This is a genomic window from Haloferax prahovense DSM 18310 (assembly GCF_000336815.1).
GTDB classification, from domain to species: domain Archaea; phylum Halobacteriota; class Halobacteria; order Halobacteriales; family Haloferacaceae; genus Haloferax; species Haloferax prahovense.
Genome location: NZ_AOLG01000012.1, coordinates 181,864 through 206,118 on the forward strand (window position 1 = coordinate 181,864; position 24,255 = coordinate 206,118).

The 24,255-nt window shown below is 67.4% G+C and carries 26 protein-coding genes; 10 read left to right on the forward strand and 16 right to left on the reverse strand.

Annotated features, from left to right (window positions below):
- The first annotated feature begins 114 nt into the window (after positions 1–114).
- On the forward strand, positions 115–831 hold the full coding sequence (locus C457_RS06875) for a ribosome assembly factor SBDS (RefSeq protein ID WP_004043594.1): 717 nt from the start codon (positions 115–117) through the stop codon (positions 829–831).
- A 27-nt stretch (positions 832–858) separates the two neighbouring features.
- On the opposite strand, the gene C457_RS06880 is transcribed toward C457_RS06875, so the two are convergent.
- The gene (locus tag C457_RS06880) at positions 859–1,188 is read right to left on the reverse strand and encodes an FUN14 domain-containing protein (RefSeq protein ID WP_004043593.1); all 330 of its coding nucleotides are present in this window, start codon (positions 1,186–1,188) and stop codon (positions 859–861) included.
- Positions 1,189–1,428: 240 nt separating this feature from the next.
- Between C457_RS06880 and hflX the strand changes: the two genes are divergently transcribed.
- Positions 1,429–2,730, forward strand: a complete 1,302-nt coding sequence (gene hflX, locus C457_RS06885; RefSeq protein ID WP_008093134.1) for a GTPase HflX — start codon at positions 1,429–1,431, stop codon at positions 2,728–2,730.
- 61 nt (positions 2,731–2,791) lie between these two features.
- On the opposite strand, the gene moaC is transcribed toward hflX, so the two are convergent.
- Together moaC and C457_RS06895 are read right to left on the reverse strand one after the other, a co-directional pair.
- The gene (gene moaC / locus C457_RS06890; RefSeq protein WP_008093135.1) at positions 2,792–3,310 is read right to left on the reverse strand and encodes a cyclic pyranopterin monophosphate synthase MoaC; all 519 of its coding nucleotides are present in this window, start codon (positions 3,308–3,310) and stop codon (positions 2,792–2,794) included.
- Positions 3,307–4,743 carry an NAD(P)H-hydrate dehydratase gene (locus C457_RS06895; protein WP_275039351.1) on the reverse strand — a complete coding sequence of 479 codons (1,437 nt, stop codon included), beginning with the start codon at positions 4,741–4,743 and terminating at the stop codon, positions 3,307–3,309. Before C457_RS06895 ends, moaC begins: the two co-directional genes overlap by 4 nt.
- An 89-nt stretch (positions 4,744–4,832) precedes the next feature.
- Between C457_RS06895 and C457_RS06900 the strand changes: the two genes are divergently transcribed.
- From C457_RS06900 to C457_RS06910, 3 genes are all read left to right on the forward strand, one after another.
- Positions 4,833–6,017 carry an MFS transporter gene (locus tag C457_RS06900; RefSeq protein WP_008093138.1) on the forward strand — a complete coding sequence of 395 codons (1,185 nt, stop codon included), beginning with the start codon at positions 4,833–4,835 and terminating at the stop codon, positions 6,015–6,017.
- A 42-nt stretch (positions 6,018–6,059) separates the two neighbouring features.
- Entirely contained in the window at positions 6,060–6,449 is a 390-nt protein-coding gene (locus C457_RS06905) for an ArsR/SmtB family transcription factor (RefSeq protein ID WP_049913422.1), read from the forward strand.
- Between the two features lie 72 nt (positions 6,450–6,521).
- Positions 6,522–8,876 (forward strand): ATP-dependent DNA helicase, encoded by a 2,355-nt coding sequence (locus C457_RS06910; RefSeq protein WP_008093142.1) that lies wholly within the window; start codon positions 6,522–6,524, stop codon positions 8,874–8,876.
- Positions 8,877–8,936: 60 nt separating this feature from the next.
- Here the strand turns inward: C457_RS06910 and C457_RS06915 are convergent, their stop codons facing one another.
- On the reverse strand, positions 8,937–9,125 hold the full coding sequence (locus C457_RS06915) for a DUF7576 family protein (RefSeq protein WP_049913423.1): 189 nt from the start codon (positions 9,123–9,125) through the stop codon (positions 8,937–8,939).
- 237 nt (positions 9,126–9,362) lie between these two features.
- Between C457_RS06915 and C457_RS06920 the strand changes: the two genes are divergently transcribed.
- Complete coding sequence (locus C457_RS06920; protein ID WP_008093146.1) at positions 9,363–9,584, forward strand: DUF7511 domain-containing protein; 222 nt, start codon at positions 9,363–9,365, stop codon at positions 9,582–9,584.
- A gap of 75 nt (positions 9,585–9,659) precedes the next feature.
- Here the strand turns inward: C457_RS06920 and C457_RS06925 are convergent, their stop codons facing one another.
- Both C457_RS06925 and C457_RS06930 read right to left on the reverse strand, forming a co-directional pair.
- On the reverse strand, positions 9,660–11,402 hold the full coding sequence (locus tag C457_RS06925) for a DNA mismatch repair protein MutS (protein ID WP_008093148.1): 1,743 nt from the start codon (positions 11,400–11,402) through the stop codon (positions 9,660–9,662).
- A gap of 84 nt (positions 11,403–11,486) precedes the next feature.
- Positions 11,487–11,801: a UPF0058 family protein gene (locus tag C457_RS06930; RefSeq protein ID WP_008093150.1), complete on the reverse strand. Its 315-nt coding sequence runs from the start codon at positions 11,799–11,801 to the stop codon at positions 11,487–11,489.
- A gap of 405 nt (positions 11,802–12,206) precedes the next feature.
- Here C457_RS06930 and C457_RS06935 point away from each other — a divergent pair, with 405 nt between their 5' ends.
- Positions 12,207–14,222, forward strand: a complete 2,016-nt coding sequence (locus C457_RS06935; RefSeq protein ID WP_008093152.1) for a sensor histidine kinase — start codon at positions 12,207–12,209, stop codon at positions 14,220–14,222.
- A gap of 145 nt (positions 14,223–14,367) precedes the next feature.
- On the forward strand, positions 14,368–16,122 hold the full coding sequence (locus C457_RS06940; RefSeq protein WP_008093154.1) for a bacterio-opsin activator domain-containing protein: 1,755 nt from the start codon (positions 14,368–14,370) through the stop codon (positions 16,120–16,122).
- A 30-nt stretch (positions 16,123–16,152) separates the two neighbouring features.
- Here the strand turns inward: C457_RS06940 and C457_RS06945 are convergent, their stop codons facing one another.
- From C457_RS06945 to C457_RS06975, 8 genes are all read right to left on the reverse strand, one after another.
- Complete coding sequence (locus tag C457_RS06945) at positions 16,153–16,545, reverse strand: response regulator transcription factor (protein WP_008093156.1); 393 nt, start codon at positions 16,543–16,545, stop codon at positions 16,153–16,155.
- Between the two features lie 94 nt (positions 16,546–16,639).
- Positions 16,640–16,846, reverse strand: coding sequence for a DUF7835 family putative zinc beta-ribbon protein (locus C457_RS06950; protein ID WP_004977165.1), 207 nt, complete (start codon positions 16,844–16,846; stop codon positions 16,640–16,642).
- A 108-nt stretch (positions 16,847–16,954) separates the two neighbouring features.
- Entirely contained in the window at positions 16,955–17,335 is a 381-nt protein-coding gene (locus tag C457_RS06955; protein WP_004977164.1) for a helix-turn-helix domain-containing protein, read from the reverse strand.
- A gap of 143 nt (positions 17,336–17,478) precedes the next feature.
- Entirely contained in the window at positions 17,479–18,522 is a 1,044-nt protein-coding gene (locus C457_RS06960) for a sulfite exporter TauE/SafE family protein (RefSeq protein WP_008093162.1), read from the reverse strand.
- On the reverse strand, positions 18,519–18,668 hold the full coding sequence (locus tag C457_RS20590; protein ID WP_004043577.1) for a DUF7512 family protein: 150 nt from the start codon (positions 18,666–18,668) through the stop codon (positions 18,519–18,521). Before C457_RS20590 ends, C457_RS06960 begins: the two co-directional genes overlap by 4 nt.
- Before the next feature lie 495 nt (positions 18,669–19,163).
- Positions 19,164–19,628, reverse strand: coding sequence for a DUF6691 family protein (locus C457_RS06965; RefSeq protein WP_004043576.1), 465 nt, complete (start codon positions 19,626–19,628; stop codon positions 19,164–19,166).
- Positions 19,625–20,116, reverse strand: a complete 492-nt coding sequence (locus tag C457_RS06970; protein WP_008093165.1) for a YeeE/YedE family protein — start codon at positions 20,114–20,116, stop codon at positions 19,625–19,627. The genes C457_RS06965 and C457_RS06970 overlap by 4 nt, the downstream gene beginning before the upstream one ends.
- The gene (locus C457_RS06975; RefSeq protein ID WP_008093168.1) at positions 20,117–21,304 is read right to left on the reverse strand and encodes an MBL fold metallo-hydrolase; all 1,188 of its coding nucleotides are present in this window, start codon (positions 21,302–21,304) and stop codon (positions 20,117–20,119) included.
- A gap of 269 nt (positions 21,305–21,573) precedes the next feature.
- Between C457_RS06975 and C457_RS06980 the strand changes: the two genes are divergently transcribed.
- Together C457_RS06980 and C457_RS06985 are read left to right on the forward strand one after the other, a co-directional pair.
- Positions 21,574–21,825, forward strand: a complete 252-nt coding sequence (locus tag C457_RS06980) for a sulfurtransferase TusA family protein (protein WP_049905219.1) — start codon at positions 21,574–21,576, stop codon at positions 21,823–21,825.
- A complete protein-coding gene (locus C457_RS06985) occupies positions 21,822–22,403 on the forward strand; it encodes a DsrE/DsrF/DrsH-like family protein (protein ID WP_008093170.1) in 582 nt (193 codons plus the stop codon). Before C457_RS06980 ends, C457_RS06985 begins: the two co-directional genes overlap by 4 nt.
- 176 nt (positions 22,404–22,579) lie before the next feature.
- Here the strand turns inward: C457_RS06985 and C457_RS06990 are convergent, their stop codons facing one another.
- Positions 22,580–23,383, reverse strand: a complete 804-nt coding sequence (locus C457_RS06990) for an N-acyl homoserine lactonase family protein (RefSeq protein WP_008093171.1) — start codon at positions 23,381–23,383, stop codon at positions 22,580–22,582.
- Between the two features lie 161 nt (positions 23,384–23,544).
- Positions 23,545–24,207, reverse strand: coding sequence for an AIM24 family protein (locus C457_RS06995; protein ID WP_008093173.1), 663 nt, complete (start codon positions 24,205–24,207; stop codon positions 23,545–23,547).
- Positions 24,208–24,255: the final 48 nt, after the last annotated feature.

Below are 24,255 nucleotides of genomic sequence, written 5' to 3' on the forward strand. Positions count from 1 at the left end.
GGGGTGCGGGCGAGCATAACGATTGCTCCGAACGGGTCGCGGCGAATTTCGCGAGACGCTGTCGGGGGAGTCGGTCGGCGAGGGCTTTTTACCACGGAGAGAGTATCGGAACCTATGATTTCACTCGACGAGGCAGTCACGGCCCGCCTGGAATCTCACGGCGCGCGGTTCGAGGTGCTCATCGACCCCGACGCGGCGCTCTCGATAAAGCGCGGTGAGTTCGACGGCGACCTCGAAGAGGTCATCGCCGCCGAAGACGTGTTCGAGGACGCCTCCCGCGGCGACCGCCCCGCCGAGAACGACCTCGAGAAGGTGTTCGGAACGACCGACCCGCTCCAGATAATCCCCGAGGTCGTCAAGAAAGGGGAGATTCAGATCACGGCCGAACAGCGCCGCGAGATGCAAGAACAGAAGCGCAAGTCGCTCATCAACCGCATCGCCCGCAACGCGGTCAACCCGCAGATGAACGACTCGCCGCACCCGCCGGAGCGAATCGAGCGCGCGCTCGAAGAGGCCGGGTTCAAAATCGACCCGATGGAGCCGGTCGAGTCGCAGGTCGACGACGCGCTCGACGCGCTCCGACCCGTGTTGCCAATCAAGTTCGCCGAAGTCACCGTCGCCGTCCAACTCCCGGCCGAGTACGCCGGCAGCGGACAGGCACAGATTCGGAGCTACGGCGACCTCGAACGCGAGGAGTGGCAGAACGACGGCTCGTGGGTCGGCGTCATCACGTTCCCCGCGGGGATGCAAAACGACTTCTACGACAAGGTGAACAACATCACGAGCGGCACGGCCGAGACGCGCATCGTCAAGGACGAAGACGAACTCTGAGGCGCGTCGGCGAGTCTCGAACGCGAACTACCCCTTCTTGAAGCCGACGAGGAAACCGCCGGAGAAGCCGGCGGAGATAGACAGGGTCGAGAGCACCGTCGAAATCCAGTCCGGAGGCGCGCCGGTCGCGGCGTCCTGCGTGGCGCTCACGAGGCCGCCGGTGAGGCGCTCCCAGTCGACGGTGATGATGCCCCGCGATTCGAGGAACTTGAACACGGCGAGTTCGAGGCCGACGATGACGGCGATGAGCTTCGCGATTTTCTTGGCCGCGAAGCCGATGATACCGCCGATGACGGCCCCGCTCCCGAACTCGATGCCGAGCTGCTGCGGGTCGATGCTCAGTTGCAAGGGGTCCATACGGCGAACATCCCGCCCGTTGGTATAAGTGATTTGTGGGGAGACTGTCGCAGTCACCGAACTATCAGGTCGCGTCCGGGCAACCTACAAGAGTCCCGGCGTCCAAACGCGGCCATGGAACGGGAGGTGACGGGACGCCATCTCGACGCGTGACCCCGGCCGAGCGGGGCTTAAGTGCCTCCGGCGGCTAGTACCGACTGACACAGTGCAGGCTACGTACCCCACACTCGAGGTGCGGCGATGAGTCGCGTCGTCGTCGCGAAGCGTGTCGACCGCGGCGACGCCGACCTCACGGAGATTTCCGACCTCGCCCGCGCGGCGGGCTACGAGGTGGTCGGCGAACTCACCCAGACCCGAGAGGAGGACGCCGCGTTCCACTTCGGCGAAGGGAAGGTCGGCGAGTTAGCGTCGCTCGTCGCGCGTGAGGACGCCGCCGCCGTCGTCTTCGACAACCGACTGGGCCCCTACCAGACGTACAACATCGCCCAGAAGCTCCCGGACGACGCGGAGGTCATCGACCGCTTCACGCTCATCCTCGAAATCTTCGGCCAGCGGGCCAACACCCGCAAGGCGCAGCTACAGGTCGAACTCGCGGAGCTACGCTACGAACTGCCGCGCGCCGAGGCGAAGGCGTCGCTGGCGAAGCGCGACGAGCGCCCCGGGTTCATGGGCCTCGGCGAGTACGACGAGAGCCGCGAGCAGGACATCAAGGCCCAGATTTCGCGCATCAAGAACGAACTGGACGCCATCGCGGACAAAGAGGAGACCCGGCGCGAACAGCGCCGCGAGTCCGGCTTCGACCTCGTGGCCCTCGCGGGCTACACGAACGCCGGGAAGTCGACGCTGATGCAGCGGCTCGCCGCCGACCTCGAAGTCGGCCAGAACGACGACCTTCACCCGGACCTCGACCCGACCGCGGAGTCCCAAGACAAGCTGTTTACCACCCTCGGGACGACCACGCGCCGCGCCGAGACGGGCAAGCGCGACGTGCTTCTCACCGACACCGTCGGGTTCGTCTCGGACCTCCCCCACTGGCTCGTGGAGTCGTTCAAGTCCACGCTCGATTCGGTCTACCGCGCCGACCTCGTGTTGCTCGTCGTGGACGCCTCCGAGCCCATCGAGGAGATGCGCGAGAAGCTCGTCACCAGCCACGACACGCTCTACGAGCGCAACGAAGCGCCCATCGTGACCGTGTTCAACAAGGTGGACAAGGTCGAGGCCGAGGAACTCGAGGAAAAGCGCGCGGCGCTGTCGGCGCTCGCGCCCAATCCGGTCGCCGTCTCGGGGCTGACCGGCGAGAACGTCGAGGAACTGGCCGACCGCGTCGAGGGCGAACTGCCCGCGTGGAAGCGCGAGCGACTGCTGTTGCCGATGGCCGACGACACGATGAGCCTCGTCTCGTGGCTCTACGACCACGCCCACGTCGAGGCCGAGGAGTACGAGGGCGAACAGGTCCACGTCGAGTTCGAGGCGCGCCCCGCAATCGTCGAGAAGGCGCGGGCGAAGGCCGCCGACCTCTCCGCGCCGGCCGACTCGGCCTGAGTCGAACCGTCGGAGCCGCCCGCCTCGGCGCGGACGGCGGAAGTCGGACCGCCGACCCGACTCAGTCGAGCGTCTCTTTTTCCTTCGTGACGACTTCGACGTCCGAGATGCGCGTCCCCGGATACTGGCCGTCGTCGTTTTTCTCCGCGGCTTTCACCATGTCCCAGACGACGTTGAGGCCGGTCGTCACGCCCTCTAACGCCTCCATCTCACAGCCCGTCTTGCCGGTCGTGCCGACCGTCACGGAGAGCGTGACCGACTCGTCGGCCACCTCGAACTCGGTGTCGACGTTCGTGATGGGTATCTGGTGGCACATCGGAATCGTCTCCCACGTGTGTTTGACGGCCTGAATCGCGCCGATTCGGGCCGTCGCCAACACGTCGCCTTTCCCGATTTCGTCGTCGCGGATGGCCCGAACGGTGTCGGCGCTGAGGTGGATGGTCCCGCGGGCGACCGCGCGGCGGCGGGTGTCCGGTTTCGCGCCCACGTCGACCATCTGCACGTTGCCCTCCTCGTCGACGTGGGTCAGGTCGCGGTCGTCCGAGTCGTTCGACGCTGTCCCGGCGCGCTCGTCGCTCACTCTCCGTCACCTCGGAGGCCGACGGGCAGTCGTTCGAGTAGGTCGGTCGCGACGAGGCCGCCGCCGAACTCCTCGGCGGCGAAGTCGCCCGCGCGGCCGTTCGCGTAGGCCGCGACGGCGGCCGCGTCGAGCGGGGGCAAGACGGCCGCGAGCGCGCCGGTCGCGCCCGCGAGCACGTCCCCGGTTCCACCGACGGTCATGCCGGGGTTCCCGGTCCGGTTGACGCGGACGGCGTCGCCGTCGGAGACCACGTCGTACGCGCCTTTCACGAGGAGCGTGTGGCCGAGGTCGGCGGCGAACTCGCGGACGAGGTCGCGTCGCGTCTCCCAGTCGGCGTCGGTCTCGCCACCCATCTTCCGCAACTCGCCCTGATGGGGCGTGCAAATCAGGGTCGCCTCGGTCTCCACCTCGGGGACGACCTGCAGGGCGTCGGCGTCGACGACGGCGGTCCCGTCGTAGGCGGCGAGGAACTCGCGGACCGCGTCGAGCGACTCGTCGGCGTCGCCGAGGCCGGGGCCGAAGACGACGACGTCGCGGTCGGCGGCGAAATCGAGGAGGTCGGGGACGTGCTCGGGCGCGAGCCGGTCGCCCGAGAAGCCGCGGACGATGAGGTTCTCGGAGTAGCCCTGCACCTCGCGGGCGACGCCTTCGGGGCAGGCGACGCGGGCGAGGTCCGCGCCGGCTCTGAGGGCCGACTGCGCGGCGAGCGCGGGCGCGCCGGTGTACGGGCCGCCGCCGACGACGAGCACGTCGCCGTGGTCGCCCTTGTGGCTCTGTGCGTCGCGGTCGAGCGCGAGCAGGTCGCCCGGTCCGGTGAACAGTTCGGCCGCCTCGGGAATGCCGATGTCGGCGACGACGACCTCGCAGTCGAGGTCCACGAGGCCGGGTTTGTCGTCGTGGAAGGTGACGACCCGGTCCGCGTCAACCGCAAGCCCCGCCGCGTCGCCGGTGTCAGCGTCGAGGCCGGAGGGAACGTCGACCGCGAGGACGGTCGCAGCCGATTCGTTGATGGCGCGCGCGGCCGTCGCCTCGGGTTCGCGGAGCGCACCGGTGACGCCGGTGCCGAGCATCGCGTCCACGACGAGGTCCGGGTCGCCGAGGTCGAAGGCGACCGAGTCGGTAACGGTCCGCCGGTCGGCCTCGCCCGCGACGAGGGCGTCCCAGTTCTCGCGGGCGATGTCGGTCGAAATCGTCTCCGGGCGGCCGAGCAGGTGGACGGTCACGTCGTACGCCTTCAGGAACCGTGCGGCGACGAGCGCGTCGCCGCCGTTGTTGCCGCGTCCGGCGACGATTGCGACCGACGCGCCGGGGTCCGCGAGGTCGCGGCAGGCCCGCGCGACGGCGTTCCCGCTCGACTCCATGAGCTGTTTCCGCGGCACGCCGAGCGCCTCGGCGTTCAGGTCGACCGCGGCCATGCGTCGACTCGTAATCATACGCCCCCGTTGGCCCGGGGCCGCGTTAACACATGTGGTCGCGGGTCGGATTCGCAACGCTTGACACGGCGGCGACTGAATCCGGGGTAGTGACTCGCCGCCTCTTCGGAACTCTCTGCGGACTCGTCTTCCTCGTCAACTTCGGCCGCGTCGCGTTCCCGCCGCTCGTCGAGACGCTCCAGACGCAGTTCTCGGTCGGTCCGGCGACCATCGGCGTCGTGACGAGCCTCGTCTGGCTCGGAACCGCCATCCCGCGAATCCCCGTCGGCTACCTGCTCACGCGCGTCTCGCGGTCGAAGGTCGTCCTCGGGTCGGGCACGCTGCTCGTCGTCGCCGCGGCGTTCACCGCGAGCGCGACGTCGGTGCTGACCCTCCAAATCGGCGCGTTCGGCCTCGGCCTCGCCTCGGGCGCGTACTTCGTCTCCGCGACCCCGCTCGTCGGCGAACTGTTCCCCGAGCGCGTCGGCCGCATGGTCGGCATCCACGGCGCGGCCAGCCAGGTCGCCGCCGTCGTCGCCGCGCCCGTCGTCGTCTTCATCCTCGCGTCGTACACGTGGCGCGAGACGTTCTGGGTCCTGGCCGCCGCCGGCGCGCTCGTGACGCTCCTCCTCTACGCCGTCTCCCGCGACGGGAGCGCAGGGGCCGGCACGGGCGCCGACCGCGACTTCTCGGCCGCGCTCGGCCACTGGAAACTCATCCTCACTGGCATCCTCCTCATCGCGCCCGCGGGGTTCGTCTGGCAGGGCCTGTTCAACTTCCTCGTGTCGTACATGACGCAGGCGAAGGCGTTCGACCCCGCCACGGCGAGCACGATGCTCACCATCGTCTTCGCGGCCGGCGTCCCCGCGTTCTCGCTGTCGGGACGACTCGCCGACAAACTCCCGCACGTCCCCTACATTTTCGGCCTGCTCGTCGCCTTTATCGGCGCGCTCGTCGCCCTGACGTACGCGCAGGGCTTCGTCGCCGTCGCCGTCGTCGTCGCGGTGCTCGGCTACGTCATCCACAGCCTGTTTCCCGCGCTCGACACGTTCATGCTCTCGTCGCTGCCGAGCGACGCCCGCGGGAGCGCCTACGCCGTCTTCAGCGGCGCGGCGCTCCTCTTGGAGGCCAACGGGAGCGGCGCGGTCGGCTTCCTGACCGAGGCGAACTACGCATTCGAGTCGGTCTTCCGAACACTCGCCGGGGGGCTCGCGGTGTTCGTCGCCGCGCTCGCCGTCCTCTACGCGGTGAACCGACTGCCGGGCGTCGACCGGACCGAACCGTCGAGCGCCTGACCTCCCGAAACGGTTTACTTCCCGCACCGAAATGTCGATTGTATGTCAGGGTTGCTCCCGTCCGACGGAACCGTCGATACCAGCGACGAGACCGCCCCGCGCGTCCATTGGCTCGACGACGACGAGACGGAGCAACTCCTCGGAAGCCTCTCTTGTGACACCGCCCGCGACCTCCTTTCGTGCCTGCAGGACTCGCCGGCGACGGCGACCGAACTCTCGGCGCGAGTCGAGACATCCGTCCAGAACGCCCGTCACCACCTCGGGAACCTCATCGACGCCGACCTCGTCCGCGTCGCCGGCACCCGCTACTCCGAGAAGGGCCGCGAGATGAAGGTGTACGCCGCCGCCGGCGCGCCGTTCGTCGTCTGCGTCGGCGGTGACGACGGCGACCGTGAGGCGTTCGCCGAGGCCATCGCCTCCTTTCTCGAATAGCGTCGCCAACCCGGACGCCACCCCTCGCGCGAACGTTCAAGTACGAGTCCGCGGCCAGTCACCGACACCCCTATGGCCGTCGCAACTGGACCACAGAGCGTGACCTGGCAGGAGGTGTTCGGCCACCCGGAGGCGTACCCGGAGCAGGCCGACGGAATCGAGACCGCGATACAGACCGCCCGAGACGATGGATTTGCCGTCGTTGAGGGCGCGTGCGGGACCGGCAAGACGATGCTCGCGCTCACCGCCGGCATCGACCTCGTCCGCGACCCCGACTCCGACTACGAGCGCGTCTTCGTCCTCACGAGCGTCAAACAACAGCTCCGGCAGTTCGAGGCCGACCTCCGAACCATCAACGAGAACCTCCCGACCGACTGGAAACCCGTCTCGGGGCTCACGCTCGTCGGCAAATCGGACGTGTGTCCCTACAGCCGCGAGGGCTGCGGCGGCATCGACGACTCGACCGTCTACGACCGCTGTGAGGGCCTCCGCGACCGGACCCGCGGGCTCGTCGGCGACGGCGGCCGGACCAGCGCCGAGGCGCTCGCCAAAGACGCCCGCGAGCAACAGACCGGCCTCCTCGACACCGGTTCGACGAGCGCGGGCCCCTCCTACCTCGAAACTGCCGGCGACCCGACGCCGTACCCCAAGTCGATGCCGGACTACGAGGACGTGGAGTACTGCCCGTTCTACGCGAACTTCCTCGCGGACCTCCCCGAAGACGGCGACCCAATCGAGGCCGTCCCCTTCGAGTTCGACGACAAGGGACTCATCACAACCGAAGACCTCGTCTCGCTGGCCGCGGGCGCGGGGTCGTGTCCGCACTCCGTGATGGGCGCGCTGTTGCCCAACGTCGAGGTCGTCGTCGGCAACTACTACCACGCGTTCGACCCGACGACCGTCGGCACGTTCACCGGCGCGCTCGTCGACGACTCGACGTTCGTCATCTGCGACGAGGCGCACATGCTCGAACCCCGCGTCCGCGACCTCGTCTCGGTCGGCGTCGGCGACCGGACGCTCCGCGACGCCGAAAGCGAGTTCACCCGCGTCATCCAGCCGGTGAAGTTCGACGACGCCGGCAAGTCGACTGTCGACGCCGAACTCGTCCGCGGGGAGCTACAGGAGGCCGACGTGACGCTCCGCGAACTGGAGGAGACCCGGGACTTCATCCGCGACCTCCGGGAGGAGCTCGACCGGCGCGTGACCGCGCACCTCGACCGCGAGTACGTCGGCTGGCGCGCCGACCTCACCGAACTCGAAGACGAGGAACTCCCCCTGCGCGACCCCGAGGAGCCCGGCGTCGACGAACTCACCGAGTGGGCCGAGGCGAACGGCCACGACGAGGGGACGTGGGTCCGCGCCGAGGCGACCGGCTCGGCGGTCGCCCGCATCCTCGACTCGGTGGAGGAAGACGACAAGCGCCGGGCCGCGCCCGCGGCGGGGCGGGCGCTGGCGACGTGGGCCTACGCGGACCACGAAAAGCACTTCCGCGAAATCGAGCTCGAACGGACGTGGGACGAGATGGAGCCGCCGGAGTCGTGGCGTCGCGCGTACAACGTCCGGCTGTCGGTCCACAACTGCGTCCCCGGCGAGGCCATCGCCGAGCGCCTCGGCGACTTCGGTGGCGGCGTCCTCATGAGTGCGACGCTCGAACCCATCGACGTGTTCCGTCGCGTGACCGGCCTCGACGCCCTCGCCGACGACGGCCGCCCGGTCGCCGAGCGGACGTTCGGCCTCGGCTTCCCCGAGTCGAACCGCGCGAGCTTCGCCGTCGACGTGCCGAAGTTCACCCACAGCAACCGCGGGCCGCCCGGCGAGGAAAACGAGACGCGACTCGCGTACACCGACGCCGCCGTCGAGGTGTGCGAGCGCTCGCCGGGCAACGTCCTCGTCGGGATGCCGAACTACGCCGAGGCCGAGTGGATGGCGGGCGCGCTCGAAGCCCGCGTCGACAAGCCCGTCCTCCTCGACGAGTCGTCCGACGACGGGGCCACCGAGCGACTCAAACGGGACTTCTTCGGCGGCGAGGGAAAAGTGCTCGTGACGAGCCTCCGCGGCACGCTCACCGAGGGCGTCGACTACAGCGGCGACAAGCTCTCGGCCGCCGTCGTCTGCGGCGTCCCGCTCATCAACACGTCGTCACCGCGGACCCGCGCGGTGAAGACGGCCTACGACCGCGAGTTCGGAAACGGATTCGAGACGGCGCTCACGGTGCCCGCGGTCAGAAAGGCGCGGCAGGCTATCGGCCGCGTCATCCGCGGGACCGACGAGGTCGGCGTCCGCGTCTTCGTTGACGCCCGGTACGCCCGCGACTCGTGGAACGGCGTCCGCGACTACCTGCCGGAACAGGAGCGCGAGGAGTTCAGACCGGTCAGTCCCGACATGCTCGGCTTCGGTCTCGACCGGTTCTGGTCGTCAGTCGAGTAGTCGCGGACGCGCCGCGCCGCCGCCGGCGTGTCGAGGGCCAGACGTGTCGTCAGGAGAGCGTCAGCGTTCGTCGTCCCACGCGTCCCGGCAGTCGTCGTCGCAGAAGTGCCGCGCCTGCACGGCGCCGTCTTCGACCCACGTGACGACGCGGTGCGTCGGATTGTTGGCAACCGGCTCCCCGCACGTCGCACAGGTCGGGGCGTCTTCGGGGTCTACGTTCTCTTCCAAATCGGACGTGGGATCGACCATCGACAGCCAGATGGCGGTCCCGGGCACTTCAACCCGTCTCCGCCGGCAGAAGTCGCCCGGCGGGGCGGATTCTCCCGCGGAACTGTGGAATCCACACCCGCGCGAGGGAAACCGAAGCTATGTATCACTCCGTACTCCCACTTGGTGCAACGTTTTGTAACCAACGGGTATTGTCAATCACTACCACACTTAGTGAAGGTTATGTAATCGCCGTCGCGTGTGTATAGGTGACGGCGAATGTCAGAAGTGCCCGCCTCTCAGGACTCGGTTGCAGGGACCGCTGACCGCACCGGCGCGGATACCACCGGGGATTGCTTCCTCCATAGCGTCGTCGTCACCTATCGAGGGAGCCCGGACCAGGTCACCGTCTACCCCCGGCGCGACAGCTGCTGCGACCGAATGGAGGCGTGGCTGACCGCCGACGCCGACGCGTTCATCTCGCTCGACGAGATGTGCTGAGTCGTCGCCGCCGCGGTCGCCGCGCAGCCGACGAGAGCGCACGTCGCCGATAGCTCCCCGCGCCGCCGCGTCGGCTCAGCCGACGAACTCGGCGTCGGACAGCGTCTTTTGTACCGCCTCTTCGCCCACCGCCGCAGCCAACGCCTCGAAGCCGGCGCGCTCGGCGCGGTCGCGGGCGTTCGCCACCAGCCGCGAGACGATGAACTCCGGCGTGGACTTGCCGACCGTCCCGAACCGCGGCTGGTAGTCCACGCGCAGTTCCAACTCGTCGGTCAGCCCCTCGGCGAAGATGCCGTCGATGCGCGCCTCGGGTGGGAGCGGGCTCAGTTCGTCCGCGAGGTGCGTGACGTAGACGCCGAACGCGTTGCGCTCGACGGTAAGGTTCACGAGACCGTTGAGCAGGTCGGCCGCGCGACCCGGCTCGGTGATGGCCTCGAACTCGTCGACGAGCATCAGCGTCCGCCCGTCGCCCGAAAGCGGCGGCACGATGGACTTAAGCGTCGATTCGAGCACGCCCGCGTTGAAGCTCGCGTGCCGGCGGTGGAACACGACCGAGTCGAATCGGCCGACGACCGCCGACTCGGCGGGGACGGGGAGTCCCATCGACGCGAGGATGGCGACCTGCGAGAGCGTCTCCAGGAGCGTCGTCTTCCCGCCGCTGTTGGCCCCGGTGAGGACCGACACGCGGTCACCGACCGGCGGCGTCGACCCGGTAGCGCACGCGAGTTCGTGGTCGCCGACGGCGTAGGAGACGGGCTGTGGGTCGTCGATGAAGAGGTTTCGGGCCCCGCAGACCGCCAGCCCCGTCTCGGCGATGTCCGGTCGCGTCAGGTCGTACTCGTCGGCGAACCGCGCGAGCGACAGCGACAGCGCGACCTCGTCGACGGCCTCGACCGCGAGGTCCACGTCGTCGCGGGCGGCCCAGATGCGGTCGCGTAGCTCCTCGGCGACGGTCTCTTCGCGCGCGGCGACGTCGGCTTCGAGGTCCTCGACGAGCGCCCGGAGCGACGCGCTCACGAAGTCGGTCGCGTCGCGGGCGTCCTCGGCGGCGACCGCCTCGACCTCGCCGCGCGAGAGGTCGGTCTCCTGTGCGACGTACTGGACGAACGCGGCGCGGAAGTCGTCCAGCGAGCGGACGCCCCGCGACTGGATGGTTTCGAGCACGTCGAACGAGCCGGATTGGAGTTCGTTCGCGGTTTCGAGCCGGCTCCGCAGGCTGTCGAGGCGGTCGTCGGCACCCGCGGCGACCGAGCCGTCCTTGTCGACGTAGCCGAGCGCGCCGAGGGCGTCGCGGAGGGCGCCCGGGTCGGCCTCCTCCAGCGCGTCGAACGGCTCGCCGCGGAGGCCGGCCTCCCGGAGTTCGAGCGCGGCGCGAACGGCGGCGCGCTCGGTCTCGCCGGCCTCGTCGTAGTCGCGGAACGTCGCTTCGACGGCGTCGCGGGCGTCGTCGTCGAGGTCGGCCCACGCCTCCCGCGCCGCGAGGACGCGGTCGAGGCGGTCGCGTCGGTCTCCAACGGTCGGGAGCGGCGTCAGCACGCGGATTCGGTCGGCGGCGTGTTCGGTCAGCGCGCGGTCGCTCGCGAGCGACAGGAGGTCGTCGTACACGTCGCGGGCGTCGCGGGTCGACAGCACGTCGATGCCGGCCTGTCCGTCGGCGCGGCGGAGGATGCGAACCGCCCGCCCGCGGGTGACGCCGGCGTCGACGAGCGCCCGCACGTCGGCCGACTCGATAGCGGCGACCGCCCCCTCCCTGCCGAGAGCCGATTCCAGTCGGTCCGAGGTCTTCGGGCCGACTCCCCAGTAGTCTTCGAGTCGCATACCGGGGGCGTCTCACCGGGCGCTCTTAGGTCCATCCGTCGGCCGGTGCCGCCGCTGTTCGAGGGGGAGTCCGCGAAGAAAATATCAGTGTGACGTGACGCGCTGGTCGGTGTCGGGGTCGGCGTCGGCGTCGGTCGCCTCGTCGGGACGGAGCAGGTGTCGGCCGGGCACCGACTCCGCGTCGCGGTCGAGCTCGCGGGCGGCACCGACCGCGAGCGCGGTCGTGAGCGTCCGGACGGCGTGCTCGTGGTCGGCCCGGCAGTCCCGGAGAGCCATCGGGCCGATTCCAAGACGGTGGTACGGTTCGAGGTCGGCGCTCGTGAGCACCCCGCGGTCGAGGTAGTCTGTAGCGATTTCCACGAGCAGCGAATGCACGTGAATGAGCTCGTTTTTCTTCATGGGTTGCACGTATGTGCTCATCCGGCGTAAATGGCGCGGTGGTGCGTGCTTTTGGTCTTGTATCTGCCTCGGCTAGAAATGAATGTACGCACCGGGGACACGAACGAAACACCCGTGGCTCGTCGGTCGGTTTCGCGGAAAGGGAGTTGGGGTTTGGGCAGGGACACGTCCCCAGGGCGGAGAGAGGGGGTAGGTTGTCGATTCCGCCGTAGGGTCGTGCGGGCACGACGAGTGACCCGGGCAGGTCACTGTGGCCATATAGTCGAATGGCGCGGTCGGTAGTAATTCACGGCCCTACGTGGTTAGGGCTGGCTCGGACCGACCGAGAAACGCACAAGTCAGTGGGGGTTAGAGTCGGGGTATGCACGCACGACGGGACGCCGGTTCGAGGGGGGGTCGAGACGGATGACCGACGGGTCTCCGCAGTCGGTCGACGACCCGTCTGCGACGGAGCGCGAACTGCGCCAGCGACTCGACATCCTCGCGACGTTCAACGAGGTCGTCGCGGACGTGAACGAGACCATCGTCGACGCCGGCGGGCGCGCGGACATCGAACGGCAGGTCTGCGAGCGACTCGTCCAGACCGACGAACTCCGGTTCGCGTGGGTCGGCGTCGTCGACGAGACGACCGGCGACGTGGAACCGACCGCGTGGGCCGGCGTCGAGGACGGGTACCTCGACGAGATAGACGTGTCGGTGTCGGCAGAGCGCCCCGAGGGAAACGGCCCGGTCGGCCGCGCGGTCCGGTCGAACGCGGTGCAGGCGACCCACAGCATCGCCGACGAACCGGCGTTCGGGCCGTTCCGCGAACCGGCGCTCGAACGCGGCTACCGCTCGGCGGCGTCGGTGCCCCTCGTCTACGACGACGCGCGCTACGGCGTACTCACGATGTACGCCGAACACGAGCGGGCGTTCACGGCGGAGCTCGCCGAGCCGATTTCGAATCTCGGCCACGCCGTCGCCCACGGCATCGACACCCACGTCCGACGGGAGCGCGAGCGCGAACTCGAACGCCGCGAGCAGGCGTTTTCGCGCATCGTCGAGAACATCGAGGAGTACGCGCTGTTCCGCCTCGACGCCTCGGGTCGCGTCGAGAGTTGGAACCGCGGCGCGGCGGCCATCAAGGGCTACGATACGGAAGAGATACTCGGCGAGCACATCGAGACGTTCTACACCGACGAGGACGCCGAAGACGGCCTGCCCGAGCGCCTTCTCGACCGAGCGCGGACCGAGGGCCGGGCCGAAAACGAGGGGTGGCGCGTCCGTGCCGACGGTACTCGCTTTTGGGCGTCTGTGACCATCACCGCTCTGACCGACGACACCGGTGAGGTCATCGGCTTCGCCAAGGTGACTCGCGACATGACCGACCGGAAGCGCCGCGAGCGACAGTTGGACGCGGTGTTCAACAGCACCTTCCAGTACATCGGGCTGGTCGAGCCCGACGGAACTGTCCTCCGGGTGAACGACGCCGCCCTCGACCTCGTGGACGGCGACCGCGACGACATCGTCGGACTGCGGGCGTGGGAGACGCCGTGGTGGCGCGGCGACGACGAGCGAATCGCCGACCTCCGGGCCGCGCTCGACCGCGCGGCCGACGGCGAGTTCGTCCGCTACGAGGTCGAGATAGACCGGGTGAACACGGACCGGCCAGTCGTCATCGACTTCTCCGTCACCCCGGTCCACGACGACGACGGCGAGGTGTCGCTTCTGGTCCTCGAGGGCCACGATATCACCGCCCGCAAGGAGCGAGAGCGGGAGTTGCGGCGCGAACAGGAGCGACTGGAGTTCGTGAACCGCATCATCCGCCACAACCTCCTCAACGGGCTCAACGTGGTCGGCGCGCGGGCAGACATCGTCGAGGACTTCGTGGACGACGCGGGGCTGACGCACCTCGAAACGATACAGGGACGCGTCCGCGAGATGACCGAACTCGTCGGGACGATGCGGACGTTCATGAAGGTCATCGTCGAGCGCGAGTCCCACGAGTTCCGGCCGCGTCGAATCGACGAGGCGGTCGACCACGGCGCGGAGTCGCTGCGGAGCGAGACCGAGGCCGCGAGCGTCGAAGTCGGACGACTCCCCGACGTCTCGGTCGTCGCCGACGACCTGCTGGACGAGGTCATCGAGCACCTGCTGAAAAACGCCGTCCAGCACAACGACAAGCCGAACCCGGCGGTCGAAGTCGAGGTTGGGGCCGGCGACGACGCGGTCGAACTCCGCGTCTCCGACAACGGCCCGGGCGTCCCGGACGAGGAGAAACACCGCATCGTCGACCAGCGCATCGAGGACCTGTCGAATCCGGGCAACGGGTTCGGGCTGTTTCTGGTCCGCGAAATCGTCGAGAGCTACGGCGGGACGGTCGCAATCGAGGACAACGACCGCGGCGGAGCCACGTTCGTCGTCACGCTCCCGCGAGCGTGAGTTCGGCCCGCGGGTCGGGTCGCAGTCGGTCGCGGGAGTTCCCCGTCCGTCGGAGACGACCGAATCGGGTCACTGAACCGCCTAAATTCCACCTGCTGTGATGGGCAGATATATTACTGTTCGCCGTTACTGTGTGTTCGATACGATGGTCACCGAACGCTCGGCGCGCGAGAGCCCCGAACAGCGGGCCGCCGAGCAGGTCGTTCTCGTGGTCGACGACGACGAGGACCTCGCAGACACCTGCCGGTACTGGCTCGACGGCGAGCGGTTCGCCGTCGAGACCGCCTACGGCGGTGAAGAAGCCCTCCACCGACTCGACGACACCGTCGACGTCGTCCTCCTCGACCGCCGAATGCCGAACGTCACGGGCGACGACGTGCTCGACGAGATTCGCGAGCGCGGCCTCGACTGCCGCGTGGCGATGATGACCGCGGTCGAGCCGGACACCGACATCGTCGACATGCCGTTCGACGCCTACCTCGTCAAGCCCGTCTCGGAGTCGGAGGTCAAAGAGACGGTCGAAGAGCTGCTCGTGCGGTCGGGCTTCGAGTCCGAGGTCCGCGAGTACTTCGCGCTCGAATCCACCGAGGCGGCGCTCGACAGCCGCGACGTGGAAGAGCTCCGCGAGCCCGAGGCGCTGTCGGACCTCCGCGGTCGACTGGAGGCGGTCCGAGCCGAACACGAGGCGGCGATTCGTAACCGCGAGGCGCAGCTCGACCGCCTGAACCGGACCAACGAGCTCCTCCGCGACATCGACCGGGCGATAATCGACGCGCGGAGCCGCGACGAAATCGAACAGACCGTCTGCGACGCGGTCGCGAGCGCCCACGAGGCCGCGTTCGTTCTCAGACGCACCGCCGCCGGCACGCTCCGGTGTACCGCTGCGGCGGGCTACGGACTCGACCCCGCGGGCGTCGACCTCGACTTCGTCGACGAGGCGTTCGACATCGACGGAACGGTCGAAGACGGCTTCGCCTTCGAGGACATCTCCGAGGCGCACCGCGCGGCGGTCTTCGGCGACGACGCCGCCGACCTCGACGCGGTGTCGGCGCTCTATGTCGCCATCGACTACCGCGAGACGGCGTACGGCGCGCTCGTCGTCTACGACGAGACCGACGGCTTCGACGAGGAGTCCGCGGGCCTGTTTTCCGACCTCGGCGCGACCGTCGGCAACGGTATCAACGCAACCCAGAGCAAGCAGCTTCTCAACGGCGACAGCGTCGTCGAACTGGAGTTTCAGGTCGCCGGCGCGGGTGACGCCGGCGTGCTCGCCGGTCTCTCGGCGACGCTCGACTGCCGACTCTCGCTGGACGGCGTCACCCGCGCCGGCGACGAGCTTACCTGTTTCGTCAGCGTCGCCGGCGCGTCGGGGTGCGACGCGGTCGCGGCCGCTATCGATGCCGCCGACGTCTCGCAGGCCCGCGTCGTCGCCGACGGCGACGAGGAGTCCGTCGTCGAACTCCGCACCGACGCCGAGGCGGTGCTGTCGACCGCCATCGACCACGGCGCGAGCGTGGAGCGGTTGACGCTCTCCGAGGGGAGCGGCACCCTCGCGCTCCACGTCGCGGCCGACGCCGACCACGGCGCGCTCGTGGAGGCGGTGACGACGGCCGCGGCCGGCGTCTCGGTCGTCGCAAAGCGCGAGGTGGAGCGCTCCGTCCAGTCGGCCGACTCCTTCCGGCGGACGCTCGACTCGAAACTGACAGACCGGCAGAAGACGGTCCTCGAAACGTCGCTCGTCTCCGGCTACTTCGAGTGGCCCCGCGGGAGCACGGCAGAAGAGGTCGCCGACTCGCTCGGCATCTCGCCGCCGACGCTCCACGAACACCTCCGGACGGCGGAGCGGAAGCTCATCGAGACGTATTTCGACGAGCTGAACCCCGCGTCGGCGGACGACTGAAGCGGGCGGCCACGGACCGTCGGAAGGAGATTAGTCGAGTTTGGCTTCGGGCGCGTCGCCGACGAATCGGTCGGCGGCGTCGAAGACGTCGCGTTTGGTGACTGGCTTCGTGAGCACGGCGTCAACGGGGAGGTCGGCGAGTTCGTCGCCGGGCGCGGCGCTGAGCATGACGACCGCGAACGACGACGGGTCGACCCGTCGGGAGAGTTCTTCGAGGACGGACTCGCCGGAGAGACCGGGGAGGTTGTGGTCGAGGAAGACGAGGTCGACGCTCTCGTCGAACGTCTGGAGGGCCTCACGCCCGGAGTACGCGACTCGGACGCGGTAGCGGCGTTCGAGCCACAGCGCGAGGCTATCGGCGAGGGCGGCCTCGTCGTCGACGAGGAGGACAGTCGGCGCGTCTGGTGTGGGTGGCTGTGTCATGGCTCGGACCGTGGCTACGTCGGTGTGGCGGAGGCGGTCGGTCGGGGTCGGGCGTGGTCTGCCGAGGGTGGCCGGCGGTCGGCGGGGGTATCGCTCACGCGTCGTTCATTCGCTGGGACCGCGTGTTCCCGCAGCGCGTACAGCGCGTGACACGGTACGGCTCGCGGGAGAACTCGCGGTTCTCGCGTTTCCGGCTCTCGGTCTTGATTTCGATGGAGACGTCGTGCGGCGTTCGGGACTCACACGACTGGCACTCTTCGACGAACTCGTTGTTTCGGGGACTGCTTTTACTCTTCGACATAGAGTGGTCGTAGCAGTAGCTATGGACTGCGCGCCGTTGAATACGGAACCTAATCGATTTGGGACGCGGCCAATCGAGGGGCGGCGGCCGCTCGTCGGTCGAAGGAAACTACTCCGCGGGGACGATTTTCTCGTCGTACTTGTCGCGGAACTCTTGGATGAGCGTGCCCATCTGGGCGTACCAGTCGTTGAGCATGCGCTGCATGTCGTCCGCGACCTCGTTGGGGTCAGTCGGATGGTAGACGTGGTAGTAGCCGCCGTGTTCGTAGTTCACCTGTTCTTTCTGGATGAGCCCCGCCTGCAGGAGGCGCTGGATGGAGCGGTACGCGGTCGAACGTTCCCGCTCGACCGCCTCGGCGACCTCGTCGACGGTCAGGTGTTCGTCGGTCTCGACGAGCACCTCGAAACACCGTCGGTCGAGTTGCTTCAGTCCGTGGAGACACTCGAGGAGTCCCTCACACTCCATGTCCGATTGCAGGTATTCGACCATCGAGCTAGCCATTATCGGTTCGGGCTACGTGGTCAGCCCTCAAAAGGGTTTGTATAGTTTGCACAACACCGGGCGAGAAACGGCGTCCCGGTGTCGTGGATTCGCGTTCGATGCGAGTGCGGTTCGCGTGCGAGCCGTCGCCCTCAGTCGGCGGTGGAACCCCCGGTGGTCGAGGGCGCGCGCATGGACTTCACGGCGCTGTAGAGCACCGCGCTGGAGACCATGAGCGCCGACCCGAGGATGAGCGCGAGACTGACGTAGTCGAGGACGCCCATGCCGAGGTAGTTCCCGGCCTGCCGCACGGCGACGGCGAGCGCGCCGAGGAGCAGCATCAGGCCGAAGTAAATCTTGATCTCGTCCTCGTTGACGATGGAGGTCGCGGCGGAGCCGACGCGCGCGCCGAGCGCCGACCCGGCGAGGAGCGGCGCGACGATAGAGAGGTCGACGCCGCCGGACTGCGCGTAGAGGAACGAGCCGATGCCGCCCGAGAACATGATTTCGAACAGGTCGGTCCCGACCGCGATGGGCACCGGAACGCCGATGAGGTAGAACAGCGCGGGCATGCGGATGAAGCCGCCGCCGACGCCGAGGAAACCCGAGAGGAGCCCCGTGGCGAACGCGACCAAGAGAATCATCCACAGCGAGACCTTGACGCCGCCGCGGAGGGTTATCATCGGGGGGAGCGAGTAGCTCTGAATCTTCTTGGCTAACTCGGGGATGTCGTCGGCGTCGATGTCGGCGTCGCCGTCCACGTCGTGGCTGACGCCGCCGCCGTCGCCGCCCTTCAGCGCCTCGTAGGTGACGAACAGCCCGATACCGCCGAGAAGCAGCACGTACGTGACGCTGATGATGTTACCGGCGAGTCCGAGCTCTTCGAGGTAGAGGACGATTTCCTTCCCGACTTCGAGGCCGACCGTGGTCCCGATAATCATCGAGATGCCGAGTTTGTAGTCGACCTGTCCGAGGTCGCGGTGCTTCAGTGTCGCGATGACGGAGGTCCCGAAGACGAACGCGAGCCCGGAGCCGACGGCCACGCGCGAGGGGTAGCCCATGACGAGCAGCGCGGGCGTCACGAGGAACGACCCACCCATGCCGAAGAAGCCGAACAGGACGCCGATGAGAACCCCGAACGCGACGAAGAGGGCCAGCATCCCGGCAGACATGCCGAGTAGTTCGAACACGCTCACTCACCACCGATGGCCTTCCGAACGGTCGGTCCGAGTGCGGCGGTCAGCGCGCCGTACCCGACGTACAGCACCATCGCCTCGACGAGGACGACGCCGACGAGCGCGGCAGCCTGTGCGTTCCCGCCCAACGTCTCGATTCCGAACATCTTACCAGCACCCCTCGGGGTGCCCGGAGTGTATTGCACTCATCATACTTTCTTGTACACCGCTGGCTAACCGGAGTGAGGATATAACGCTTTTGGGAATACTGTACAAGACCATATCTTTATTGCATACACATAAGTTATAGAATGGACATAGAAATACCACCGAACCGGGCCATATTTTGTATCACGCGACGTTACGAACATATTTATCCGCTATCTATGACAAAATAGTTGTTTGCTTATTGTGCAATACTATATTTGGCTGAACATCAACCGAGAGGATTCGGTCGAGAGGCACTCACGGCGGCGTTCTCGAGCATCGGCGGCGAGCGTCGAACGTCGACTCGCGGGAGAAAACCACCACCGACTGTTCGGCAGCGCGCGCGAGCCGCGGTCCATCGGCGGCGGTTCACCGACAGGGGGCGAGAACTTCGTCGCCGTCGCTCCGGGGACGACGGACGGGAAAAGAACGAAATCGAATTCGCCGACGGCGGCTCAGTCGGCGGAGGTGCCGGTCGCGGCGCTCTCGGTACGGCGGGCGCGCCAGAGTCCCTGCAGGTACGCGCCGACGAACATCCCACCGATGGCGATGAGGATGGGGTAGTTGCCGACGCCGAGACTGGCGTAGGCCGCGCCGGGACAGATGCCGGAGATACCCCAGCCGGCTCCGAAGACGACCCCGCCGACGACGACGTTCTTGTCGAACGACTTCAGCCGGCGGCCGTAGTCGCGCCCGGTGAGTGGCGCGCGGTCGCCGAACGCCTCGGCGAGCGCGAAGACGGTGCCAGTGACGACCGCGGCCCCGCCCATCACGAAGACGAGACCGAGGTCGTCGAACTGGAGGAAGTCGAGGACGACCTCCGGGCGGGCCATGTTGCTGACGGCGAGGCCGAACCCGAATATCAGGCCGCCCGCGATGACGACCAGCATGAACCCGAGTCCGCGTTCGTCGTCGCTCACGGCGACACCCCCAGCGCGCTCAGGAGCTGTGCGACCCCGATGGCGACGAGCATGAAGGTGGCGACGTTGACGAGCGAGGTCCGCGAGCGCGAGCCGACGCCGCAGACCCCGTGACCGGACGTACAGCCCTTCCCGATGCGGGTGCCGACGCCGACGAGCACGCCGCCGACGGCGAAGCGCCACGGCTGTACGTCGGAGACCCACCAGCCGTCACCGAACAGGACGGTGTAGAGCGCGGCCCCGGCGACGATGCTCAGCGTGAACACGACCCGCCAGTCCCGCGAGGCGACGTACTTCGCCTTGTTGAACCGCGGGAGGTCGGAGACGTACGACAGCGTCGATTCGAGGAAGGTGCTCGCACCGGCGATGATGCCCGTCCCGAGGTAGATGACGGCGGTCCCGAGGCCGATGAGGAGGCCGCCGAGCGCGTAGTGCGCGATACCGTTCGGAAAGAGCCCTTCGACGAGGAGCGGCGTCAGACCCGACATTTAGTTCGTGAGGGCTTCGTTGCTGGCCGCGCAGTTGTTCGGCCCGAGTTCGAGCTCGAAGGCGCGGTCGTCGTCCGACACCTGCACGCCGAGGTTCGTCTCGATGATGTCGACGTAGTTGGCCGGCCGCGGCGGCATGTCCGAGAGGATGAACTCCACGAACTCGTCTTTGGGCATCGAAAGTGCGTCCATCGTGTCCTTCAGTTCCCCGAGCGTGGCGGTGTAACTGCCGTCGTCGGCGGGGATTGCCGCGTCGCTGAAGTGCGCGGAGGCGACGATAGCGTCGTCGTCGTGCGAGAGGACGCGCTCCTGCAGCGAGTCGTAGAGCATTCCGGCCGCGTCGGGCGCGCCCTCGTCGCCGTCTTCGAGGTCGGGGCGAGCGACCGACTCGATGAACAGGCCGTCGCCCGTGAACAGCACGTTATCGACCTTGTAGGTCGTCATTCCGGTCGTGTGACCGGGCGTGTGGATTGCTTCGATGTCGGTGTCGCCGACGGTGAGCGTCTCGCCGTCCGCGATGGTCTCGTAGGGCGTGTCGTAGTCGACGCCGCGGTCTTCGGCGGCCTCGGGGATGACGCCCGTGACGCCGTGTTCTTCGACCAGCGTGCGGACCCCGCTGATGTGGTCGGCGTGGATGTGCGTGTCGACGGCGTACTTCAGTTCAGCGCCGAGGGCCTTCGCGTCGGCGACGTACTCGTCGGCGAAGTAGCGGAGTGGGTCGACGACGGCCGCCTCGTCGCCGTCGACGACGAGGTACGCCAGACAGCCGCTGGAGGGGCGCTGGTACTGCGCGACGAGCGCGTCGCCGTCGGTCTCCAGTTCGGTGTACTCGTAGATGCTCGCCCAGCCGTTCATCCCGCGTTCGAGCGCCACGGCGTCGTAGCCCTCCTGAATCAGGAGCCCGGCGACGTACTCCGAGGAGTGGCCCTTCGCACAGAGGACGACGAACTCCTCGTCTTCGGGCAGGTCCTCGAACAGCGACTCGTCGAGCTCCTCGTCGAGGAACTCGAAGTAGGGGATGTTGACGTGCGAGACGTTCTCGCCGTCGATGCGCCAATCCTCGTGCTCAGACGGCACGCGATTGTCGAGGATGGTGAGCGGCTCGCCCTCGTCGATGCGGGCTTTCAGCGTCTCGGGCTCGATGACTGGCACGTCGACTTCGAGTTCCGGCAGGTCTGGAACGGTCATGTATGCATCACCCACTATCGGATGATTCGACTTAAGCTTTCGGATGGTAGTTTGATTTTCTTGCAATACTAATCCCGGCAGGACCGACAGATTGTAGTGTGATTTCGCACTCGTGAGTGCGCGTTATGATTCTTAGTGCCTCGAAACGTCCCAATTCAGGCAGTGACGTCGGTGGACCCTAAGTATTGTGTAGCCTACCCAAGAACCGACACACTTTTACGAAGCACACCTATATTGTGGAATACACCCAACACAGGTGACCTCGAAAAATGAGTACATACGAACCCACCGAAACCCTCGACGTGAAAGGACTGTCCTGCCCGATGCCCGTCGTCAAGACCCGCGGCGCGGTCGACGACCTCGAAAGCGGCGAGATTCTGCAGGTCGTCGCGACCGACTCCGGTAGTATGAGCGACCTGAAGGGCTGGGCCGACTCCACCGACGGCGTCTCCATGCTCGACCAGGAAGAGGCCGAGGAAGACGGCGACGCGGTCTTCCGCCACCTCATCCAGAAGGAATGAGCTCGGACGCCGACGCGCCCGTCGACGCGGGAGCCGCCTCCGTCGAAGACCTCCGCGCGCAGGTCCAAGCCCTGCAGGAGGAGGTCTCCGACCTCCGGGAGGCCACCGACGACGACGGACAGAAGTCGATGACCATCATCGCGACCAAAGGCACCCTCGACATGGCGTACCCGCCGCTCATCCTCGCCAGTACGGCGGCCGCCTTCGGCTGGGACGTCGTGGTCTTCCACACGTTCTGGGGACTCGACATCCTCCACGAGAAGAAGTCGAAGAACCTGAAGCTCAGCGCGGTCGGCAACCCGAGCATGCCGATGCCGAACGCCGTGGCCGCGTTGCCCTTCATGGACAGCGTCGCCACGAGCATGATGGAAAAGAAGATTCAGGAAAACGGGACCGCGACCGTCGAGGAACTCATCGAGACCTCCCTCGACATGGGCGTGGACCTCCAGGCCTGCCAGATGACCATCGAGCTGATGGGCTACGACGAAGCCGAGTTCTACGACGGCGTCACCACCGGCGTCGGCGCGGCGACGGCCCTCCAGCACATGGCCGACGCCGACGTGCAACTCATGATTTAGGCCGGCTCGTCGTCTCCACCAGCCATTCAATCCCCCACTCCACCCCAACCCACCACCCAACCAATCCCTGCGGTTCCCTTTTGACCGTTCTTCGGACGCGATGAGAGCTGCGTCTGTCCGCTGTTCTGCGGTTGACGCGTGAAAATCAGAGCCCGTCGAGCGCGCCGTCGCCCGTCTCAGACGTTCCAGCCGTCGCCGAACGACTCGAACCGGTCGAGGTCGTGGCCGAACAGCACGTCGCCGCCGGTCCGGCGTTCGAGTTCCTTCACTTTCTGGAGGCTCTCGAACCAGTCGCGCTCGCTCCAGAGCAGGCCGGGGCCGAGCGGCACCTCGTCCGTGTAGTTGCCCTCGACGTAGCACTCGTCGCCCGCGACGAGCACGTCGCCGACGGGCGTCTCGATGTGCGCGCCCAGCACGCCGGGGGTGTGACCCGGCAGGTGAACGAGCCGGAAGCCGTCGAACAGCGTGTGTTCGTCGCCGTGGACGACGTTCCAGTTCAAATCGCGGTCGAAGTCCGACGCGAGGTACGCGATGGAGCCCTCGGTTGTCTTCGCCGAGTAGTACGCGAACTTCAGTTCCTCCTCGTGGACGTATATCGGCACGTCCGTCCCGGCGAACTCGGCGAGGCCGCCCGCGTGGTCGAGGTGCAGGTGGCTCATCACCACGGCGTCGATGTCGCCGAGGTCGTAGCCGACCGAATCGAGGTCGCCTTCGAGCGTGTGTTCCGCGGCGTCGACGTACTCGAACGCCTCGTACAGCGGGGCGGGCCAGTAGCCGTCGCCCGCCTTGGGGTTCGCTCCGGTGTCCCACAGCACCGTCCGGTCGGGGCCGTCGATGACGGCGTTCCAGACGACGAACTCGGCCGTTTCGTGGTCGGGGCTTCGGTTCGACGCGCTTCCCATGGTGTACCCGTCGAGGACGTACCCCATATCCGTGAGAACGCGACCGCGGTCGACCAGATGGACGCTGATGTCACCCATACGCCGGGATTAGGACGGAGCCGGCATAACAGTTCAGGCAGTCAATATATGTCCGTCGGGCACGAGAGATACGCGTCGTTTCGGCCCGCTCTGTGTCGGATTGCGGGGGCGAACTCGGTCGGCGAGCGACGGTGAAAAAACGGGAGCGGAAGTTCGCTACGCTACTGACCGGGGCCGACTTCCTCGAACGGCTGGACGATGACGAAACCGCCTTCGCCCGCGAATTCGAGCTGGTAGGACTCGCCCGACGAGCGGCCGAGCAGGCCCTTGATGTTGATGTCGCGGTTCGACGACGGCGAGACGTTACCGCTCCACGCGACGGTCGCGTTGGGGTCGGTCTTGGCCGGTGTCTGGAGGACGATGGGCTCGCCGTGGGTCGTGATGGCGACGTGGCCGGGGCCTTCGAGGAAGACGTTGAACAGGCCGCCGGAGGACGCCCCGGCGATGCTCGTCAGCATCTTGATGTCCCAGTTCACGCTCGACTCGAACGCGAGCACGTCGTTACCGTTGACGCTCAGCTCCTCGCCCGCGTCGAGTTCGAGAATCTGGACCTCCTTGGCCTGGTCTGCAAGATAGAGGTGCCCGGTGCCGGTCGCCTGCATCATGACGTCGCCTTCGCCCGTGGCTTTCTTCTTGAGCATCCCTTTCAGGCCGCCGGCGGACTTCCGCTCGAAGGAGATGTCGCCGGTGTAGCCGACCATCGACCCGGCCTTGGCCATGACGCTCCCGTCGAGAGCCACGTCGAGCAGTTTCGAGTTTTCGAGTTCGAAGGCTTCGCCGCCTTCGGACGGTGCGTGCGTGCTGACGAATTCGTCTAAATCCATTGGAGTCACCGAGTCGCAGCGGAGACGACTCTACCGGAGAGGCGACTG

Coding starts and splice junctions, on each gene's coding strand:
- C457_RS20590 (WP_004043577.1), bottom strand. CDS start 18,668: ATGTTCGGAATCGAGACGTTGGGCGGGAACGCACAGGCTGCCGCGCTC.
- C457_RS06995 (WP_008093173.1), bottom strand. CDS start 24,207: ATGGATTTAGACGAATTCGTCAGCACGCACGCACCGTCCGAAGGCGGC.
- C457_RS06990 (WP_008093171.1), bottom strand. CDS start 23,383: ATGGGTGACATCAGCGTCCATCTGGTCGACCGCGGTCGCGTTCTCACG.
- C457_RS06955 (WP_004977164.1), bottom strand. CDS start 17,335: ATGGTCGAATACCTGCAATCGGACATGGAGTGTGAGGGACTCCTCGAG.
- C457_RS06915 (WP_049913423.1), bottom strand. CDS start 9,125: ATGGTCGATCCCACGTCCGATTTGGAAGAGAACGTAGACCCCGAAGAC.
- C457_RS06910 (WP_008093142.1), top strand. CDS start 6,522: ATGGCCGTCGCAACTGGACCACAGAGCGTGACCTGGCAGGAGGTGTTC.
- C457_RS06950 (WP_004977165.1), bottom strand. CDS start 16,846: ATGTCGAAGAGTAAAAGCAGTCCCCGAAACAACGAGTTCGTCGAAGAG.
- C457_RS06940 (WP_008093154.1), top strand. CDS start 14,368: ATGGTCACCGAACGCTCGGCGCGCGAGAGCCCCGAACAGCGGGCCGCC.
- C457_RS06980 (WP_049905219.1), top strand. CDS start 21,574: ATGAGTACATACGAACCCACCGAAACCCTCGACGTGAAAGGACTGTCC.
- C457_RS06935 (WP_008093152.1), top strand. CDS start 12,207: ATGACCGACGGGTCTCCGCAGTCGGTCGACGACCCGTCTGCGACGGAG.
- C457_RS06875 (WP_004043594.1), top strand. CDS start 115: ATGATTTCACTCGACGAGGCAGTCACGGCCCGCCTGGAATCTCACGGC.
- C457_RS06985 (WP_008093170.1), top strand. CDS start 21,822: ATGAGCTCGGACGCCGACGCGCCCGTCGACGCGGGAGCCGCCTCCGTC.
- C457_RS06930 (WP_008093150.1), bottom strand. CDS start 11,801: ATGAAGAAAAACGAGCTCATTCACGTGCATTCGCTGCTCGTGGAAATC.
- C457_RS06975 (WP_008093168.1), bottom strand. CDS start 21,304: ATGACCGTTCCAGACCTGCCGGAACTCGAAGTCGACGTGCCAGTCATC.
- C457_RS06895 (WP_275039351.1), bottom strand. CDS start 4,743: ATGATTACGAGTCGACGCATGGCCGCGGTCGACCTGAACGCCGAGGCG.
- C457_RS06905 (WP_049913422.1), top strand. CDS start 6,060: ATGTCAGGGTTGCTCCCGTCCGACGGAACCGTCGATACCAGCGACGAG.
- C457_RS06970 (WP_008093165.1), bottom strand. CDS start 20,116: ATGTCGGGTCTGACGCCGCTCCTCGTCGAAGGGCTCTTTCCGAACGGT.
- C457_RS06880 (WP_004043593.1), bottom strand. CDS start 1,188: ATGGACCCCTTGCAACTGAGCATCGACCCGCAGCAGCTCGGCATCGAG.
- C457_RS06925 (WP_008093148.1), bottom strand. CDS start 11,402: ATGCGACTCGAAGACTACTGGGGAGTCGGCCCGAAGACCTCGGACCGA.
- hflX (WP_008093134.1), top strand. CDS start 1,429: ATGAGTCGCGTCGTCGTCGCGAAGCGTGTCGACCGCGGCGACGCCGAC.
- C457_RS06945 (WP_008093156.1), bottom strand. CDS start 16,545: ATGACACAGCCACCCACACCAGACGCGCCGACTGTCCTCCTCGTCGAC.
- C457_RS06920 (WP_008093146.1), top strand. CDS start 9,363: ATGTCAGAAGTGCCCGCCTCTCAGGACTCGGTTGCAGGGACCGCTGAC.